At 64.0% G+C, this 17,183-nt stretch carries 15 protein-coding genes; 6 read left to right on the top strand and 9 right to left on the bottom strand.

The window, feature by feature from the left end; translation table 11 throughout:
• Nucleotides 1-123: 123 nt before the first annotated feature.
• The 5 genes from O987_RS04715 to O987_RS04695 form a co-directional block, all read right to left on the bottom strand.
• Nucleotides 124-1,926 (bottom strand): GspE/PulE family protein, encoded by a 1,803-nt coding sequence (locus tag O987_RS04715; RefSeq protein WP_043376105.1) that lies wholly within the window; start codon nt 1,924-1,926, stop codon nt 124-126.
• 105 nt (nt 1,927-2,031) lie between these two features.
• On the bottom strand, nt 2,032-2,394 hold the full coding sequence (locus tag O987_RS04710; RefSeq protein WP_043370988.1) for a FlxA-like family protein: 363 nt from the start codon (nt 2,392-2,394) through the stop codon (nt 2,032-2,034).
• 67 nt (nt 2,395-2,461) lie between these two features.
• A complete protein-coding gene (locus tag O987_RS04705; RefSeq protein WP_043370987.1) occupies nt 2,462-3,325 on the bottom strand; it encodes a spermidine synthase in 864 nt (287 codons plus the stop codon).
• Between the two features lie 15 nt (nt 3,326-3,340).
• The gene (locus O987_RS04700; RefSeq protein WP_050872100.1) at nt 3,341-3,877 is read right to left on the bottom strand and encodes a DNA-deoxyinosine glycosylase; all 537 of its coding nucleotides are present in this window, start codon (nt 3,875-3,877) and stop codon (nt 3,341-3,343) included.
• A gap of 100 nt (nt 3,878-3,977) precedes the next feature.
• Nucleotides 3,978-4,799 (bottom strand): TatD family hydrolase, encoded by an 822-nt coding sequence (locus O987_RS04695; RefSeq protein ID WP_029158592.1) that lies wholly within the window; start codon nt 4,797-4,799, stop codon nt 3,978-3,980.
• 169 nt (nt 4,800-4,968) lie between these two features.
• Between O987_RS04695 and O987_RS04690 the strand changes: the two genes are divergently transcribed.
• Nucleotides 4,969-6,393, top strand: coding sequence for a methyl-accepting chemotaxis protein (locus tag O987_RS04690; protein ID WP_003058284.1), 1,425 nt, complete (start codon nt 4,969-4,971; stop codon nt 6,391-6,393).
• An 86-nt stretch (nt 6,394-6,479) separates the two neighbouring features.
• Here the strand turns inward: O987_RS04690 and lolD are convergent, their stop codons facing one another.
• The 3 genes from lolD to O987_RS04675 form a co-directional block, all read right to left on the bottom strand.
• Nucleotides 6,480-7,169: a lipoprotein-releasing ABC transporter ATP-binding protein LolD gene (gene lolD / locus O987_RS04685; RefSeq protein ID WP_003058285.1), complete on the bottom strand. Its 690-nt coding sequence runs from the start codon at nt 7,167-7,169 to the stop codon at nt 6,480-6,482.
• Nucleotides 7,162-8,415 (bottom strand): lipoprotein-releasing ABC transporter permease subunit, encoded by a 1,254-nt coding sequence (locus O987_RS04680; RefSeq protein ID WP_003058286.1) that lies wholly within the window; start codon nt 8,413-8,415, stop codon nt 7,162-7,164. The genes lolD and O987_RS04680 overlap by 8 nt, the downstream gene beginning before the upstream one ends.
• A gap of 78 nt (nt 8,416-8,493) precedes the next feature.
• Nucleotides 8,494-8,964: a MarR family winged helix-turn-helix transcriptional regulator gene (locus O987_RS04675; protein ID WP_003058288.1), complete on the bottom strand. Its 471-nt coding sequence runs from the start codon at nt 8,962-8,964 to the stop codon at nt 8,494-8,496.
• Between the two features lie 158 nt (nt 8,965-9,122).
• Between O987_RS04675 and O987_RS04670 the strand changes: the two genes are divergently transcribed.
• The 4 genes from O987_RS04670 to recJ are packed head-to-tail and all read left to right on the top strand — an operon-like array spanning nt 9,123 to nt 14,254.
• Nucleotides 9,123-10,124, top strand: a complete 1,002-nt coding sequence (locus O987_RS04670) for a Bug family tripartite tricarboxylate transporter substrate binding protein (protein WP_003058291.1) — start codon at nt 9,123-9,125, stop codon at nt 10,122-10,124.
• The gene (locus tag O987_RS04665; RefSeq protein ID WP_235214251.1) at nt 10,121-11,494 is read left to right on the top strand and encodes a sulfatase; all 1,374 of its coding nucleotides are present in this window, start codon (nt 10,121-10,123) and stop codon (nt 11,492-11,494) included. Before O987_RS04670 ends, O987_RS04665 begins: the two co-directional genes overlap by 4 nt.
• A gap of 52 nt (nt 11,495-11,546) precedes the next feature.
• On the top strand, nt 11,547-12,518 hold the full coding sequence (locus tag O987_RS04660) for a hypothetical protein (RefSeq protein WP_003058297.1): 972 nt from the start codon (nt 11,547-11,549) through the stop codon (nt 12,516-12,518).
• A complete protein-coding gene (gene recJ / locus O987_RS04655; RefSeq protein WP_003058299.1) occupies nt 12,515-14,254 on the top strand; it encodes a single-stranded-DNA-specific exonuclease RecJ in 1,740 nt (579 codons plus the stop codon). The genes O987_RS04660 and recJ overlap by 4 nt, the downstream gene beginning before the upstream one ends.
• A 127-nt stretch (nt 14,255-14,381) precedes the next feature.
• On the opposite strand, the gene O987_RS04650 is transcribed toward recJ, so the two are convergent.
• Nucleotides 14,382-16,127 (bottom strand): methyl-accepting chemotaxis protein, encoded by a 1,746-nt coding sequence (locus O987_RS04650; protein WP_003058301.1) that lies wholly within the window; start codon nt 16,125-16,127, stop codon nt 14,382-14,384.
• Between the two features lie 189 nt (nt 16,128-16,316).
• Between O987_RS04650 and O987_RS04645 the strand changes: the two genes are divergently transcribed.
• Nucleotides 16,317-17,177: a 3',5'-nucleoside bisphosphate phosphatase gene (locus O987_RS04645; RefSeq protein WP_043376101.1), complete on the top strand. Its 861-nt coding sequence runs from the start codon at nt 16,317-16,319 to the stop codon at nt 17,175-17,177.
• The last annotated feature ends 6 nt before the right edge of the window (nt 17,178-17,183 follow it).

Here is a 17,183-nt window from a genome sequence, read left to right as displayed (position 1 = left end):
TTCCACCTACAAAGGGCATACCCTAATGCTGACGTTCTGCATCCATCTAGCGTGGGCAAACCCGATGCATGCCGGCCTTGCCTGGCTGCCCTGGCAGGACAGCAAGCACCTGCCGTCCGATCCTCAGATTTCGCTCATCAACGGCGTGCAGGCCAGCACCTCGGGCAAGGTGGTCAGGCCTTCGGCGACCCGCAAGGCCCCTGCAAGACGCAGGGGACGCATTCCGTCCTGCACGGCCTGGCGACGCAGAACGTCCATCGACGGGGCATCGTGAATCTGCTTCTTGAGGGTCTCGGTGACCATCAGCAGCTCGTACAGCCCCATGCGGCCGCGATAGCCTGTCATGCGGCAGTCCTCGCAACCCACGGGCTTGTAGGGCTGGCAGCTGCCGGTCAGCTTCCAGGGTCTGACCGATTCAGCCAGATCCTCGGGCTTGGCATCTTCATCGCGCACCTTGCAGCTGGGGCACAGCGTGCGTACCAGTCGCTGGGCCAGCACGCCCAGCAAGGTGGCATTGATCAGATAGGAGGGCACGCCCAGCTCCATCAGGCGGCTGACGGCGCTGGGTGCATCGTTGGTGTGCAGCGTGGAGAACACCAGATGACCGGTCAGCGCGGCCTGAACCGCCATTTCGGCCGTGGCCAGATCGCGGATCTCGCCCACCATGATGATGTCCGGGTCCTGGCGCATCAGCGCGCGCAGGCCTTCGGTGAATCCGAAGTCGAGCTGAGGCTGAACCTGGGTCTGGTTGAAGCTCGGCTCGATCATTTCGATGGGGTCTTCCACCGTGCTGACATTGACCTCCTCGGTCGCCACCCGCTTGAGCGTGGAATACAGCGTGGTGGTCTTGCCCGAGCCCGTGGGGCCGGTGACCAGGATGATGCCGTGCGGACGCTTGACCAGGTCTTCCCAGCGCTGGGCATCATGGGCGCTGAAGCCCAGCGCATCCAGATTCTTGACCGTGTTCTCGGGATCGAAGATGCGCATCACCATCTTCTCGCCAAAGGCCGTGGGCAAGGTGGACAAGCGCATTTCCACCTCTTCGCCGCGCGGGTTGCGCGTCTTGATGCGCCCGTCCAGCGGGCGGCGCTTTTCCACCACGTCCATGCGCCCCAGCAGCTTGACGCGCGCCACCATCGCGTTCAGTACCCCCATGGGCATCTGATAGACCGGATGCAGCACACCGTCAATGCGAAAGCGGATCACGCCCTGCTCGCGCCGGGGCTCCAGGTGGATGTCGCTGGCGCGCTGGTCGAAGGCATACTGCCAAAGCCAGTCCACCACGCGCACCACGCCCTGGTCGTTGGCGTCGAGCTGCTTGTTGCTCTTGCCCAGCTCCACCAGCTGCTCGAAGCTCGCGCCGCCGGTCGCACCGCCGGCCTTCTCTGCAGCACGCACGGATTTGGCCAGCGCAAAGAACTCCGCCGTATAGCGCTTGATATCCTGCGGATTGGCCACCACGCAGCGCACGCTGCGGTGCGCCTGCCGCTCGACTTCGCTCACCCAGTCCTTGATGAAGGGCTCGGCCGTGGCGATCACCACCTCCTTGGCCGTGACCTGCACGGGCAGCACCTTGTGGCGCTCGGCGTAGCTGGCGCTCATGATCTCGCCCACGCGGCCCACATCCACGCGCAACGGGTCGATGCGCAGATAGGCCAGGCCGCTGCGCTGGGCCAGGTACTGGGTCAGGGTTTCCAGATCCAGCGGCTGGTGCGTCAGGGCGCCGACAACGCCCACATTGGCCAGACGCACCAGCGGCAACTGCGCACTCTCGGCTGCCGAGCAGCGCGCCACCGTGCGCCCTGCCTCCTGTGGCGTGATCACACCGTCTTCCTGCAGCCATTGCACCAGCGTACGCCAGTCCAGAGGCCCCTGGTACTGGGCTGGCTTGACGGATCGGGGCAGAATGGATTCAGTCAATGACATGGGCGGCTGCAGCAACAAAACTGCCTTGACTGTACCGCCATCGGCCCATGCTGCCGATCAGGAAGATGCATAACAGGCAGATGAAGGCCTGTTGTCTGATGCAGCTCAGGCGTATTCGTCCAGCAGACCACCCAACCCACCCTGACCCGGATTGCTGCGACTTCTGCCCTGCACCGCACCGTCCTGCTTTGACTGAACGGCTTCGGTGCCACGCTGAGCAGCCTGCTGGGCTTGCTGCGCCTGCTGGTTCTGCAGGGCCTCGATCTGGGCCTGCAGCATCTGGATCTTGGCCTGCAGCAACTGCGTCTGCTGCTGCTTGGTCTTGGCATCCGCGTCGCTGCTGGCGACTTCCTTGAGCTCGCTGGTTGCATCCTTGATCTGCTTTTGCAGCTGCTGGATATGCGATGCCGCGCCGGCCCCCGAAGAGGCTGGACTGGCAGAACTGGAGGAGATGGCACTGATCGTCATGTCAACATCATCGGCACAACGCCGCTGCAATCAATGCCGCCCCCTCAGCTTTACTCAGGCTTTGCAATCATTCGGCTGCACTCCGGTCGATTCGGACGACCTTGGATCTGGCCGTCTTGCGGCCGGCCTCGGCATCGCGGGCCGGCACGAACACCTTGGCCCAGCGTGTGGTGTTCAGATCCCAGCGCGCCTGCACCTGGTCACAGGCCAGATCCAGCTCGGTGCCCTGCAGCACACGCGGCCTGCGCTGGGCCAGCACCACGGTATTGCCTTCGCGCGTGGGGCGGAAGGCCCAGAGCGCGTCCTCGCCAAAAGCCTGGGCCATCTGGTCAAGGCTTTTGTCAAAGCTTGAGGAGCGGCCAAACAGATTGACGGTCATGATGCCGTCCTCGGTCAGCAGATTGCGGCAATCGGCATAGAACTCGGCGCTGTCGAGCACCGGGGCCGCTGCCTCATGGTCGTAGAGATCGACCGCCAACGCATCGACCGTGCCCTGCCATTCGGGCTTTTTGATTTCCTGGGCCGCATCGGCCAGCACCACCTGCAGCGTGCTGCTGTCGGGCGGCAGCTTGAACCAGCTGCGGCACACGGCCAGCACCTGGGGATTGAGCTCGACCGCCGTGGTCTTCATGCGCAGCTTCTTGTGACAGAACTTGGTGATGGCTGCCGCCCCCAGCCCCAATTGCATGGCGTGCATCCGGGGCACTTCGGCCGGCTCGGCAAACAGCAGCCAGCCCATCATGCGCTGCACATATTCCAGGTCGATATCAAAAGGGTCGCGAATGCGCATGGAGCCCTGCACCCAGGGCGTTCCGAGATGCAGATAGCGGATAACGCCATCATCGGAGACGCTGACTTCGGGCAGCTCCTGCACGCTGCCCACATTCTTGTCCTGCGCGGATTTGGCACCGCCACGGGTTTTACGGATCACGTTTCACACCAATCTTCAAAGCAGGCCATGGGCCGCCAGCGCATGGCGCCAGGCCTGCAGTTTTTTATCGAAAGACCAGCTGGCATTGGCCGGGCTGGTCGATGGCAGCTTGAGCGCCGTCAGCCCCAGCGCCTCGGTCTGGCGCGCATGCTTGTAGCTCTCGCCACCGTTGTGCAATGCCAGCTGCAGATCCGGGCAGCGCTGGCGCAGCCCGGCAAAGTCGTTGACCTGGGCACAGCGAATGGCGCTGTCCAGACTGCCCTCGCGCTCGCAGCTCGCATACACGTCCCACAGGCCCAGGCCACGCTCCAGCAGCCACTCGCAACGGCCCGCGTAATCGGCACGTGACGGCTGTGGATGGCGGGGCCACAAGGCCTGCAGCAAAGGCCAGAACTGGTTTTGCGGATGGGCGTAGTACTGCGCCAGCTGCAGCGACTTCAGGCCCGGAAAACTGCCCAGCACCAGTGCCTGCGTGCGCGCATCGGCCACCGCCGCCAGCCCCTGCCAGCGCGGGCCTGTCTCTGTCACGGTGGCAGAAGAATCCTCGGTCATGCCCTATTGTCGCCCAGCCATGCTTGGCAAGGCCCTTGGGCTGATATTCGAAAAGATGAGCAGCCGCCACTTGGTCTGAAAAGGCCAGATGCTGTTTTTCCTACAAGAACGCCGGCAAGCCTGAGAGCGCTGCGCGTGCATTGTCCGTGCCGACCTGCGCCAGCTGATCAATGCTCATGCCGCGCAACTGTGCAATCTCCGCCGCAATGCGCGGCAGCTCGGCGGAGCTGTTGCGCCCCTGAGGCTGGCCGGCCGCGCGCTGCTCGGCCGTGGTGTAGAGCCAGTGCGGCGGGATATCGGGCGCATCGGTCTCCAGCACCAAAGCCTGCAGCGGCAGGCTGGCCGCCAGCTCGCGCAGCTTGAGCGCGCGCTCATAGGTGATGGCGCCGCCAAAGCCCAGCTTGAAGCCCAGATCAATAAACGCCTGCGCCTGCTGGACGCTGCCGTTGAACGCATGGGCTATGCCACCGACAACCCTGTGCTGGCGCAAGGTCTTGAGCAAACGATCGCTGCTCTTGCGCACATGCAGGATGACGGGCAGCCCGAACTCGCGAGCCAGCCGGATCTGCTGCTCGTAAAACCAGATCTGGCGCTGCTCGTCCAGTCCGGGGACAAAAAAATCGAGACCGATTTCGCCCACCGCCACCAGATGCGGGTCTCCGCGCTGCCGGCTCAGCAACTCGCGCAGCGCCGCGATATCGGACTCCTGAGCGCCGGGCGTGTAAAGCGGATGAATGCCCAGCGCATAGCTGTCGCCATGACGATGCGCAAGCGCAATCACGCCCAGCCAGTGGCTGCGCTGCACGGCGGGAATGACCAGATGCTTGACGCCTGCGGCCTGCGCAGCGGCGCGCACGGCATCTCTGTCAGGCGCAAATTCGGGTGCATCCAGGTGGCAATGGGTATCTATCCAGGTGGGCATCTGCACATCATGCATCGGCTAGGCTGCTTGCGCAGGCTGGCCCCGGCATATGACACGTCAAGTGACTACAGACAGTTTCCAGCCTTGTCCTACGGTACACACATTGAAACAAATAAAACATTAAGCAACTTCACCCACTGCCCTGCGCTACCGGCCAAAGGAGCAAGTTATGACGGGACTTCTGCAAAGCACGCTCTGGCAACGCCTGAGTCAAAGTCATCAGCGCGCCGACATGCAGGGCAAGCTGGCTGCACTCGATCAGGTGCAGGCCGTGATCGAGTTCGATCTGCAAGGCCATGTGCTGACGGCCAATGACAACTTTCTGCGCACCATGGGCTACAGCGCCGAGCAGATCGTCGGCCAGCATCACCGCATGTTTGTGGATGAGGAGACCCGGGCCTCTGCCGAGTACGCCCAGTTCTGGCAGCGCCTGGCGGCAGGCCTGCATGACAGCGGCCGCTACCGTCGCATCAACAGCCAGGGCGAGGATGTGTGGCTGCAGGCCAGCTACAACCCGATCTTTGACAGCCAGGGGCAGCCGCGCAAAGTCATCAAGTACGCCACCGACATCACCGAACAGCAGCAGCATGAAGACGATGCCCGTGGCCAGCTCGAAGCCATTGCCAAGGTGCAGGCCATCATCGAGTTCGATCTGAACGGCAACATCCTCACGGCCAACGATCTGTTTCTGCAGACCATGGGCTACTCCCTTGCCGAAGTCGTGGGCAGACACCACAGCATGTTTGTCCAGCCGCACGAGCGCCAATCCCCGGCCTATCAGCATTTCTGGCACAAGCTGGCCCTCGGTCATCACGATGCAGGCCAGTATCTGCGCATAGGCAAGGCCGGTCGTCAGGTCTGGATCGAAGCCAGCTACAACCCCATCCTCGACACCGAAGGGCGGCCCTTCAAGGTCGTCAAGTTCGCCACCAACATCACACGCCGCGTGACCGCGGCGCAAACCCTGCGCGCCACGGTGGAAGGGCTGACCGAGAGTGCCAACCATGCACGCCAGGCCAACGAACTGGCCCAGGACGCCTGCAGCGTGGCCGAAGCCGGCGGCCGCACCGTGCAGGATGTGGTGAGCACCATGGAATCCATCAGCGCCAGCTCGCGCAAGATCAGCGACATCATCGGCATGATGGACTCCATCGCCTTCCAGACCAATCTGCTGGCACTCAACGCCGCCGTGGAAGCGGCCCGTGCCGGTGACCAGGGACGCGGCTTTGCCGTGGTGGCCAATGAGGTGCGCCAGCTGGCCCAGCACAGCGCCGAGGCCGCCAAGGAGATCAAGCAGCTGATCCAGACCTCGGTCACCCAGGTCACCCAGGGGGTGACCCAGGTGCGCGAAGCCGGCACCACCATGGCGGAGATCGTGAACTCCTCGCGCCAGGTCACGCAGATCATGGGCGAGGTGGTGCAGACCTCGCTGGCCCAGTCCGCCAGGCTGCGCGAGGTCACCGACGATCTGACGGCGCAGGATGTTTCGGCCAAGCAGGGCTCGGCCAGGCCGCGCCCTGCCGTGCCGCTGCAGGCCTCGGCGCGTGAGCAGGCCACGATTGCGATCAGAAATGCAGCTGTCAGCGCTTACTGATCAATCGTCTCAGGCGTATTTTTCATAAAAAAGGCCCGAATCACTGCAGCTGCAACGACCCGGGCCTCGCCGTCGCTTGGCGACGATCAGGCCAGTTGCCCGCGCCCCAGTCTGACCATGCGGTCGCAGCGCGCCGCCAGTCCTTCGTCATGGGTGACCATCACAAACGCCGTGCCATGGCTGCGCGCCAGCTCCAGCATCAGCGCAAACACCGTATCGGCCGTGCCACGATCCAGGTTGCCCGTGGGCTCGTCGGCCAGCACACAGGCCGGACGTGTAACCAGCGCACGTGCAATGGCCACGCGCTGACGCTCTCCACCCGACAGCTCGGCCGGGCGATGCGCCATGCGCTGGCCCAGACCCACGGCGCGCAGCATCTCGGCCGCCCGGTCCATGCAATCCTCCTTGGCGTCGCGTCGAATGCGCAGCGGCATGGCCACATTCTCCTGGGCCGAGAACTCGGCCAGCAGGTGATGGAACTGGTAGATAAAGCCCAGGTGCCGGTTGCGCAACGCGCCCTGCTTTTGCGGGCTGAGCTGGTGCAGAGGCTGGCCCATGAGGCTGACGCTGCCCGTGGTGGGCGCATCCAGCCCGCCCAGCAGGTGCAGCAAGGTGGACTTGCCCGAGCCCGAGGCGCCGACGATGGCCAGTGTCTCGCCCGCCTGAACCCGCAGATCCACACCCTGCAGCACGGTCACATCCAGCTTGCCTTCGGCAAAGCGCTTGGTCAGGCCGCGTGCCTCCAGAACGCTCTGGTCCATCACAACATCATTCATAACGCAGTGCCTCCGCAGGGTTCACGCGGCTGGCACGCCAGCTGGGGTAAATCGTGGCCACAAAAGAAAGAATCAGAGAAATCACGGCGATCGGCACGATGTCCGTGGACTGCGGCTCGCTGGGCATCTTGCTGATCAGGTAGATGTCCTTGGGCAGGAAGTTGGCATGCAGCGCCTGCTCAATGGCAGGCACGATGACGTCGATATTGAAGGCAATCGCCAGCCCCAGCGCCAGACCTGCCAAAGTGCCGATGACGCCGACCATGGCGCCCTGCACCATGAAGATGCCCATGATGGACGAGGGCGAGGCGCCCAGGGTGCGCAGGATGGCAATGTCGGCACGCTTGTCCTGCACGCTCATCACCAGGGTGGACACCAGATTGAAAGCCGCCACGGCCACGATCAGGGTCAGGATGATGAACATCATGCGTTTTTCAAGCTGCACGGCGGCAAACCAGGTCTTGTTCTGCTGCGTCCAGTCACGGATGAACAAACGGTCCGTCAGGGTGTCCGCGAGTTCATGCGCCACGCGCGGCGCCTCGTGCAAGTCCTTGAGCTTGAGACGAATGCCGGTCGGCCCTTCCAGGCGGAAGATGCGCTGGGCATCCTCGTAATGCATCATCACCAGCGCCGAGTCATATTCGTAGTGGCCGGAATCGAAGGTGCCGGCCACCGTCATCTGCTTCATGCGCGGCAGCACGCCGGCCGGCGTGACCTGTCCGCTGGGAGCGATCAGCGTGATCACATCGCCCTCGCTCACACCGAGACTGCGCGCCAGTTCGATGCCGAGCACCACCTTGAACTCGCCGGGCACCAGACGCTTGAGCACCTCGCCGCTGGTGGCCGCCAGATCGGTCACCTCGCCCTCACGCGCCGGATCGATACCGCGCACCAGGGCGCCTTTCATATCCTCGCCGCGTGCCAGCAATGCCTGAGCCGCCACAAAAGGCGCGGCCCCCACCACATCGGGGTTGGCTCTGGCCTCGCGCATGGTGCGCACCACATCGGGCAGGGGGGCGCCCTGCGGGGCGTAGATTTCCACATGGGAGACGACGCTGAGCATGCGATCGCGCACTTCCTTCTGGAAGCCGTTCATCACGCTCAGCACAATGATCAGCGCCGCCACGCCCAGCGCAATGCCAAGCATGGAGACACCCGAGATAAAGGAGATGAAGCCATTGCGGCGTGTGGCGCGCCCTGCACGGGTATAGCGCCAGCCCACGGCCAGTTCGTAGGGAAATTGCATGTTGCCAGCATTGTGGCATTGCCGGCAATGCCCTGCCGACAGCGCCAGCCTTATGCGATCTGACTGCCCGCCGCCCCTCTACCGAGGCGGCCTGCTGCGCCCTATGCGCGGCAGATCCGCATACTGATCCTGCTGCTCCAGCGTCACCGCATGGGCCTGGAGCTTTGCCAGCAGGCCGTCAAACAAGGCCAGTTCCTCATCGCTGAGAACGGACACGATATCGGCATGAATCTTGACCATCTCGGGCAGTATCAGACCGTACATGCGCCGCCCCTCCTCGGTCAGATAGATGGCCACACGCCGGCGGTCTCCATCCAGAGGCTTGCGCAGCACCCAGCCTTTTTCCTCCAGGCCGCTGAGCGCCCGCGAAGTGCGCGCCCTGTCCAGCTGTGCCTTCTGTGCCAGCTCGGATGACAGCAAACCCTCCTCGGTCGCCAGCGTCGCCATCACGCCCCATTCGCGGCGTGTGAGGCCGAAACGGGCCTCGCACATGCGCATGGCCATGCCGCCCGCCACGCCGAAGAAGCGGCTGATGCGAAACAGCAGCATCTGCTGAATGGAGGTGGGTTGTCGGGTATTCACGGAGATGAGTTGATTAGATCAATTGTGGCCGCCACTTCTACAGTGGATGCTCCCCATACAGAGACAAGGGAAGTGCTGGGATTTTCGCAAATGCCAGCACTTTCCTCAGACAAGAGAGTGATTCCATGGCTCGCCTGATTGCACCCCGCCGCCTTCTTCAAACCAGCCTGGCTCTGCTGCTGGGCTGCACGGCATTCGCCTCCCAAGGCCAGCCTGCCGATGGCGCCGCCGCCTCTGCCTGGCCCGGCAAGCCGGTTCGACTGATCGCCTCCTTCGCTCCCGGAGGGGCGGTTGACATATTGGCGCGCGGCGTAGGGGAAGTACTCCAACGCGAGACCAGGCAGCCGTTCGTGGTGGAAAACCGCACCGGCGCCGGCGGCAACATCGGAGCCGATTACGTCGCCAAGGCTGCCGCCGACGGATACACCATGCTGATTGGCCTGGACACCAGTCTCACGGTCAACCCGCTGATCTACAAAAGCATGCCGTTCAAGAATGGCGACCTGCGTCCCGTCATGGTGTTCGCCTCGCAAGGCATGCTGATGGCTGTCAGCCCCAAAACCAATATCAAGACGCTGGAGCAGTTCATCGCCCGCGGCAAGGACAAGGGCCTGACCCTGGGCTCCGCCGGCTATGGAACACCCGGCCACCTGGCCGCCAGCATCCTGAGCCACGCCACCGGAGCCAAGGTCAACCACGTGCCCTACAAAGGCAATGCACCAGCCACGCTGGCGATGCTCTCTGGAGAAGTGGACGGCGGCGTCATCAGCTCCACCGCCATGCTGCCCCATGTGAGCTCCGCAAAGATCACCGCGCTGGCGGTGACTACGGCCCAGCGCAACCCCTTGCTGCCGGAAGTCCCCTCGGTGGCAGAACTGGGGCACAAGGAGCTGCAGCAGGAAGTGCTTTTCGCCGCCTGGGTGCCCAGCAGCACACCCGAGCCACTGGTGCAGAAAATCCAGGCCCTCTTCGAGAAGGCCATGAAGGACGGCACGCTGCGCGAGCGCATGCGTGTCAACGACATGGTCTACGAAGGACTGACAGGCGATGCAGCCGCCAGGCGCATTCAGGCCCTGGCCGACCGCTACCGGGTGCTGGCCCAGGCCACTGGCATGAAGATGGAATGAGCGCTTGCGCCAGCCATCAGCCCCATGACAACGACCCGTATTTCATGACTCGTCCCAACATCATCTTTATCGTCGCCGACGATCTCGGCTATGCCGACCTGGGCTGCTACGGCGGCCGCGATGCCGACTTCGGCCCGGTCTCCCCGGTGCTCGACCGCCTGGCCGCCAACGGCCTCAGGCTCACCCAGGGCTATGCCAATTCACCCGTGTGCTCGCCCACGCGTTTTGCCTTGGCCACGGCCCGCTATCAATACCGCCTGCGCGGTGCGGCCGAGGAGCCCATCAACAGCAAGACGCGCGGCACCCCGCTGGGCGCCAAGCTGGGCCTGCCGCCTGAAATCCCCACCGTTGCCTCGCTGCTCAAGGGCGCGGGCTACCGCACGGCACTGATAGGCAAATGGCATCTGGGCTACCCTCCCCACTTCGGCCCGCTGCGCTCGGGCTACGAGGAATACTTCGGCCCCATGTCGGGCGGCGTGGACTACTTCACCCATCTGAGCAGCTCGGGCCAGCACGATCTGTGGGTCGGCGAAGAGGAGCATCACGACGAAGGCTATCTGACCGATCTGCTGTCCCAGCGCAGCGTGGACTTCGTCAACCGCATGAACGAGGGCGATGCCCCCTTCTTCCTGAGCCTGCACTACACGGCCCCGCACTGGCCCTGGGAAACCCGTGATGACCGTGAAACCGCCGAGCAGCTGGGAGCGGGCATCACGCATCTGGCGGGAGGCAATATTCACCAGTACCGGCGCATGATTCATCACATGGATGAGGGCATAGGCTGGATCGTCGAAGCCCTGCGCAGGAACGGCCAGCTCGACAACACGCTGATCGTCTTCACCAGCGACAACGGCGGCGAGCGCTTCTCGGACAGCTGGCCTCTCGTGGGCGGCAAGATGGACCTGACCGAAGGCGGCATCCGCGTGCCCTGGATCGCCCACTGGCCTGCCGTGATCGAGGCCCATCGCAGCAGTGCCCAGCCATGCATGAGCATGGACTGGTCGGCCACGGTGCTGGATGCCGCCGGTGTGAGCGCCGATCCCGACTACCCGCTGGACGGCATCTCCCTGCTGCCCGTGCTGCGCACCGACGGGGCTGAGTTTGCCCGACCGCTGTACTGGCGCATGCTCTACCGCAACCAGCGTGCGCTGCGCGAAGGCGAATGGAAATACCTGCGCGTGGAGGACAACGAATACCTGTTCAATCTGGCGCAGGACGAGCGCGAGCGTGCCAATCTGGCCGGCCAGCAACCCGAGCGCATGCAGGCCATGCGCCAGCGCTGGGACGACTGGAATGCCAGCATGCCCGCCATTGCCGAGGACGCTAGCTACAGCCTGGTCTACACCCTGAAAAATATGCCCGCGAGGTGACAAAGCCCCCCGCTCCGTGCCCAGGCGGCGGCCATGCCCGACAATAGCGCCCATGTCTTTGACCGCGCCTTTGCTGCCTGCCGCCCAAGCCCTGGGCACAGGCGCCTCCGAAATCATTGTTGCCTATGCCAGCGGCCCTGCCGACATTCCCCAGGCATGGGACGGTTTGCAACTCCCTCACCTGCAGGCCTTGCTGGCAACGCTGACGCCGGCCTCGCTGGTGCAGGGCGACGAGATGGACTTCTCTCCTCCGCATGAGCGCGCCCTGGCCCGTGGCATGCAACTGCCCGATACACCCGGGCTGATTCCCTGGGCTGCGCTGGCGGCTGGAGACAGCAGCCAGGCCTGTGCCTTCATCACGCCCTGCCACTGGCATATCACGCCGGACCAGGTCCATCAGACCGACCCGGCCGGCGCGCCACTGGACGAAGACGAATCCCGCCAGTTGCTGGCGCTGATCGCTCCCTGGTTCAGCGACGACGGCATCACGCTGGAATATCGGCGCGCCGACCTCTGGCTGGCGCGCGGTGCGGCCTTCAAGGGCCTGGCCACCGCCTCGATGGACCGTGCGCTGGGCCGCGACGTGCGCCCCTGGATGCCCGACCCGATTCAGGGAGCCATCATTCAGCGCCTGCAGACCGAGCTGCAGATGCTGCTCTACACCCATGTCTTCAACGACCGACGTGCCGAACGCGGTCTGCCGCCCATCAACTCCTTCTGGGTACATGGCACGGGAGACCTTGCCAGCCTGCCTGCGGCGAACTCCCGGACCGTGTGCGTGGATGATCTGCGCCACACTGCGCTGCAAGGCAATGTGCAAGGCTGGCAAAAGGCCTGGCAGTCACTGGACAGCAGCCTGATCGCCGAGCTGCAGCAGCGGGCTGCCCGCGGAGAACCGGTCAAGCTCACGCTCTGCGGCGAGCGCAATGCCGTGCAATGGCAAAGCCAGCCACGCGGCCTGATGGACAAGATAAAGCGTGTTTTTGGCACGAAACGCCTGCCAGATCTACGGGAAATGCTATGAAGATAATTCCCAGATCCATCCCCAACGACAGTGTCTCTGCACTGCTGCAGGCCAAGATTCATCCCTTGCTGGCCCAGCTCTATGCAGCGCGAGGCGTCTGCTCGGCCGACGAACTGGACGATGCCCCGGCCCGGCTGCTGCCACCCTCGGGCCTGCGCGGCATCGATGCTGCCGTGCAACTGCTGGCCGATGCCATAGCCGCGCAAAAGCGCCTGTGCATCGTCGCCGACTACGACTGCGATGGCGCAACCGCCTGCGCCGTGGGCCTGCGCGGCCTGCGCATGCTGGGCGCGACCCATGCCGACTACCTCGTGCCCGACCGCGTGGTCGACGGCTACGGCCTGACCGCCCCCATCTCGCGCCGCGTCAAGGAGACCGGCGCCGACATGCTGATCACCGTGGACAACGGCATTGCCAGCGTGGAAGGCGTGGCCGTAGCCAAGGAGCTGGGCATGTCGGTCGTGGTGACCGACCACCATCTGCCGGGCGACCACCTGCCGCCAGCGGACGCCATCGTCAACCCCAACCAGCCTGGCTGCGAGTTCGCAAGCAAGTCCATGGCCGGCGTGGGCGTCATGTTCTATGTGCTGCTGGCCCTGCGCACCGAGCTGCGCAACCGCGGCCGCTTTGATCGCCACAACCAGCCCAGGCTGGAGCAATTGCTGCCCCTGGTGGCGCTGGGCACGGTGGCCGATGTGGTCAAGCTCGATGCCAATAACCGCCGTCTGGTGGCGCTGGGCCTCAAGCAGATTCGCAAAGGCAGCATGCAGCCCGGCATACGCGCGCTGTTCGAGGCATCGGGCCGCCGCTTCGACATGGCCTCCACCATCGACTTCGGCTTTGCCCTGGGACCGCGCATCAATGCCGCCGGACGGCTTGCCGACATGACCATAGGCATCGAGTGCCTGACTACGGAAGATGTCAGCCGCGCCGACAATCTGGCACGCATGCTGGACAGCATCAACCGCGAGCGCCGCGAGATCGAAGTCAGCATGCGTGAGCACGCCCTGCTCATGGCCGAAGGCCTGTGCGAGGACGGCATGACGCCGCCACCGGCCATCAGCGTGTTCGACCCCGACTTTCACGAAGGCGTGGTCGGTGTGGTGGCCTCGCGCATCAAGGACAAGCTGCACCGACCCACGTTTGTCTTTGCAGCCAGTGGCGCTCCGGGCAAGGAGCATGAGCTCAAGGGCTCGGGCCGCTCCATTCCAGGCTTTCATCTACGCGATGCGCTGGACCTCGTCAGCAAGCGCCACCCCGGTCTGATACTGCGTTTTGGCGGTCACGCCATGGCAGCAGGCTGCACCATCACGGAAGCGCACTTTGACGAGTTCGAAAAGGCTTTTGCCCAGGTCGCCAGGGAGTGGCTGGATGCCGCGACGCTGACGCGCAGGCTGGAGACCGACGGGCCGCTTTCGCCCCAGTGGCTGGACACCGGCCTGATCGAACAAATGCAGCTGGCCGTCTGGGGCCAGGGCTTTGCCGCGCCGACTTTCAGCGAAGAGCTGGAAATCACCTCGCAGCGCCTGGTCGGCGAAAAGCATCTGAAGCTGGAGCTGCTGCACCATGGCTCCAAGATCGACGGCATCTGGTTCAACCACACCGACCCGCTGCCCGCGCGCACCACCCTGGCCTATCGCCTGGACATCAACGAATGGCGCGGTGAACGCAAGGTGCAGTTTCTGGTGGAAGCCGCGCAGGACTTCGAGGGCGGTGCCGGCAACATGGGCTTCTGATCTCCGCTCCAGCCAGGGAGGCCGCCACTGCGGACGCGACGGCTGTCCGTTTCACGCGGCACCCGGAAAAGGCCCGCCGCTTCCTGTCAGAAGCGGCAGGCCTGCAAGCGGATGCCGACTTGCTGATTTAGAAAGTTTCCCAGTCCCCATCGCCAGAGTCCGCAGCAGGCTTGGCTTTGCTGGCGCTCAGTGCCGAGGGAGCCGGGCCGGCAGGCGCTTTCCTGATCGCAGGCCGAGCTGCAGCGGCTGTCTGCTTCACCGGGGCCATGGCCGGCATGGCACGGCTGGCCGGGCGCTGGGGTGCAGCCACCTTGGCATGACTGGTCTCATGACCGAGCTTGAAGATGGACACCACTTCGGCCAGGCGGCGCGCCTGCTCCTGCATGGACAGCGCCGCCGCGCTGGACTCCTCCACCAGCGCCGCATTCTGCTGCGTCATCTGGTCCAGATTGCTCACCGCCTGATTGACCTGGTTGATGCCGTCGCGCTGCTCGGTGGACGAGGCCGTGATCTCGCCGATCAGGTCGCTGACGCGGCGCACGCTGGCCACGATCTCGCTCATGCTCTGGCCCGCCAGTTCCACCTGCTGCGAGCCCGACTGCACATTGTCCACGCTGGTGGTGATGAGCTGCTTGATCTCCTTGGCGGCTTCGGCACTGCGCTGCGCCAGGCTGCGCACCTCGCCAGCCACCACGGCAAAGCCACGGCCCTGCTCGCCGGCTCGTGCCGCTTCCACGGCCGCATTCAGGGCCAGGATATTGGTCTGAAAGGCAATCGAGTCGATCACACCGATGATGTCGGCAATCTTGCGGCTGCTGTCGGTGATCTGGCCCATGCTCTGCACCACCTGCTGCACCACGCGGCCTCCTTGCTCGGCGGCCTGGGCAGCCGTAGAGGCCAGCTGATTGGCCTGGCGTGCAGTGTCGGCGGACTGGGTGACGGTGGCCGTCAGCTCTTCCATGCTGGCTGCGGTTTCCTCGAGATTGGCCGCCGTCTGCTCGGTACGTGCTGACAGATCCTGGTTGCCCGTGGCAATCTGGCCCGAGGCCGAAGAGACGGACTCCACGCCCGAACGCACCTGGCCGACGACGGAGCGCAGACGCTCGGCCATGGCGTTCAGGGACTTGAGCAGCAGGCCCAGTTCGTCATGACGGTCATTGCGCACGGTCGCCGTCAAATCGCCGGCAGCGATGGAGTCGGCCAGAGCTACCGCCTCATTCAACGGAGCGATGATCGATCGCAGGATCAGAGCCGCCATCGCCAGACCCAGCAGAACGATCAGGCCGCAGACCAGACCGATAGCCACATAGGCCTGAGACTGGCGTGCCTCGCCATCGGCAATCGCACGCTGGCTGCGCTGCTCCTGCAGTTGCACGAACTTGCGCTGCGCATCCACGTAGACCTTGGCATTGGGACGCAGCTGCTTTTCAACCAGATCGAAGGCCGCTGCAAAGTCATTGTCCTTGCGTGCGGCCTGCACGGCGGCATTGCTCTCCAGCGTCGCGCGCCTGCGCTCGGCGACTTCATCCAGCACCTTGCGCGATTCCTCGTCGGTGACCAGTTCGTTGAGCTTTTTCTGCAGCTCGGTGATATGCGCAATCCCGTCGCTCATCAGCTTGCGCTGCTGCTCCACCAGATTCTCTTCGGAAGAGATCGCAGCAACGATGGAACGATCCACACTTTGCTCGGTCAGATGGCGCCACTCGCTGGCGATGTTGGCGGCCATCCGGGTGCGTGTGGCCTCCTTGGAGATGCTCACGTAGACGCGATCCAGGTATATCAGACTGCCTGCCGATACCAGCAGCAAGCCCACCAGCAGGCCAATCACCAAAGCCCACAGCTTTTGTGACACCGAGAACTGATTCAATTTCATTTTTTATCCATCTCAATAAATCAAGCAATACCGTGGCAGCCTTAACGCATTCAAAAACTCACAAGCGCCGTAGCCAATCCTTCTTCGGCATGTGGGCGGCATATTTGAGCTTTGTTACAAGCCGCTGCCACAAGCATGCTCGTGCTATGACCCAAGTCATGATTGCCTGCAGCGGCCTACAATGAGGCCGTGCCCAAAACCTATCTCAATGCCGATCTGCACTGTCACTCCGTCGTCTCCGACGGCACCTTGACGCCCGAGCAACTGGCTCTGCGCGCGGCCGAGCGCGGAGTGGAGCTGTGGGCGCTGACCGACCACGACGAAGTCGGCGGCCAGCACCGGGCCGCCGCCGCGAAGTCGGCAGGACTGGACTATCTGACAGGCACGGAAATTTCCGTCAGCTTCTCGGGCTGCGGCGTACATATCGTGGGTCTGGGCTTTGACGCCGACGATGCCGCGCTCACGCAAGGCCTCTACGACACACGCCATGGCCGCGGCCCGCGCGCCCGCGAAATGGCCAGGCAGCTGGAGCTGGCCGGCATTGCAGGCGCCTATGAAGGAGCGCTGCGCCATGCAGGCAACCCCGAACTGATCTCGCGCACCCACTTTGCACGCTTTCTCGTGGAGACCGGGGTCTGCGCCGATACCTATGAGGTCTTCAAACGCTATCTGACCGAAGGCAAGCCCGGCTATGTCGCCCATGTCTGGGCGAATCTGCATGATGCCGTGCGCTGGATCGTGGATGCCGGCGGCGTGGCCGTGATTGCCCACCCGGCGCGCTACGACCTGAGCCGCAACGAGGAATATGCACTGTTTTCCAAGTTCAAGGAACTCGGCGGCCAGGGCGTGGAGGTTGTCACAGGCAGTCACCGCCCGCATGAATATGCAAGCTACGCCGATCTGGCTGTGGAGTTCGGCCTGGCAGCCTCGCGCGGCAGCGACTTTCACAGCCCCGATGAATCGCAGATAGACCTGGGGCAGTTGCCCTATCTACCCAGCCAGCTCACACCGGTCTGGGAGCTGCTGCAGGACCGCATACAGCGTGCATAAAGAGCA

It is taken from the genome of Comamonas testosteroni TK102 (assembly GCF_000739375.1).
Classification (GTDB): domain Bacteria; phylum Pseudomonadota; class Gammaproteobacteria; order Burkholderiales; family Burkholderiaceae_C; genus Comamonas; species Comamonas brasiliensis.
The sequence above is the reverse complement of the archived record's forward strand: the minus strand, read 5'-3'. Positions and strand labels throughout refer to the sequence as shown.

Bases quoted from the DNA above. Each gene is read 5' to 3' on its own strand.
- O987_RS04650 (WP_003058301.1), bottom strand. From the start codon at position 16,127: ATGAAATTGAATCAGTTCTCGGTGTCACAAAAGCTGTGGGCTTTGGTG.
- O987_RS04670 (WP_003058291.1), top strand. From the start codon at position 9,123: ATGGCTCGCCTGATTGCACCCCGCCGCCTTCTTCAAACCAGCCTGGCT.
- O987_RS04675 (WP_003058288.1), bottom strand. From the start codon at position 8,964: ATGCTGCTGTTTCGCATCAGCCGCTTCTTCGGCGTGGCGGGCGGCATG.
- O987_RS04710 (WP_043370988.1), bottom strand. From the start codon at position 2,394: ATGACGATCAGTGCCATCTCCTCCAGTTCTGCCAGTCCAGCCTCTTCG.
- O987_RS04690 (WP_003058284.1), top strand. From the start codon at position 4,969: ATGACGGGACTTCTGCAAAGCACGCTCTGGCAACGCCTGAGTCAAAGT.
- lolD (WP_003058285.1), bottom strand. From the start codon at position 7,169: ATGAATGATGTTGTGATGGACCAGAGCGTTCTGGAGGCACGCGGCCTG.
- recJ (WP_003058299.1), top strand. From the start codon at position 12,515: ATGAAGATAATTCCCAGATCCATCCCCAACGACAGTGTCTCTGCACTG.
- O987_RS04665 (WP_235214251.1), top strand. From the start codon at position 10,121: ATGAGCGCTTGCGCCAGCCATCAGCCCCATGACAACGACCCGTATTTC.
- O987_RS04660 (WP_003058297.1), top strand. From the start codon at position 11,547: ATGTCTTTGACCGCGCCTTTGCTGCCTGCCGCCCAAGCCCTGGGCACA.
- O987_RS04700 (WP_050872100.1), bottom strand. From the start codon at position 3,877: ATGACCGAGGATTCTTCTGCCACCGTGACAGAGACAGGCCCGCGCTGG.
- O987_RS04695 (WP_029158592.1), bottom strand. From the start codon at position 4,799: ATGCCCACCTGGATAGATACCCATTGCCACCTGGATGCACCCGAATTT.
- O987_RS04680 (WP_003058286.1), bottom strand. From the start codon at position 8,415: ATGCAATTTCCCTACGAACTGGCCGTGGGCTGGCGCTATACCCGTGCA.
- O987_RS04715 (WP_043376105.1), bottom strand. From the start codon at position 1,926: ATGTCATTGACTGAATCCATTCTGCCCCGATCCGTCAAGCCAGCCCAG.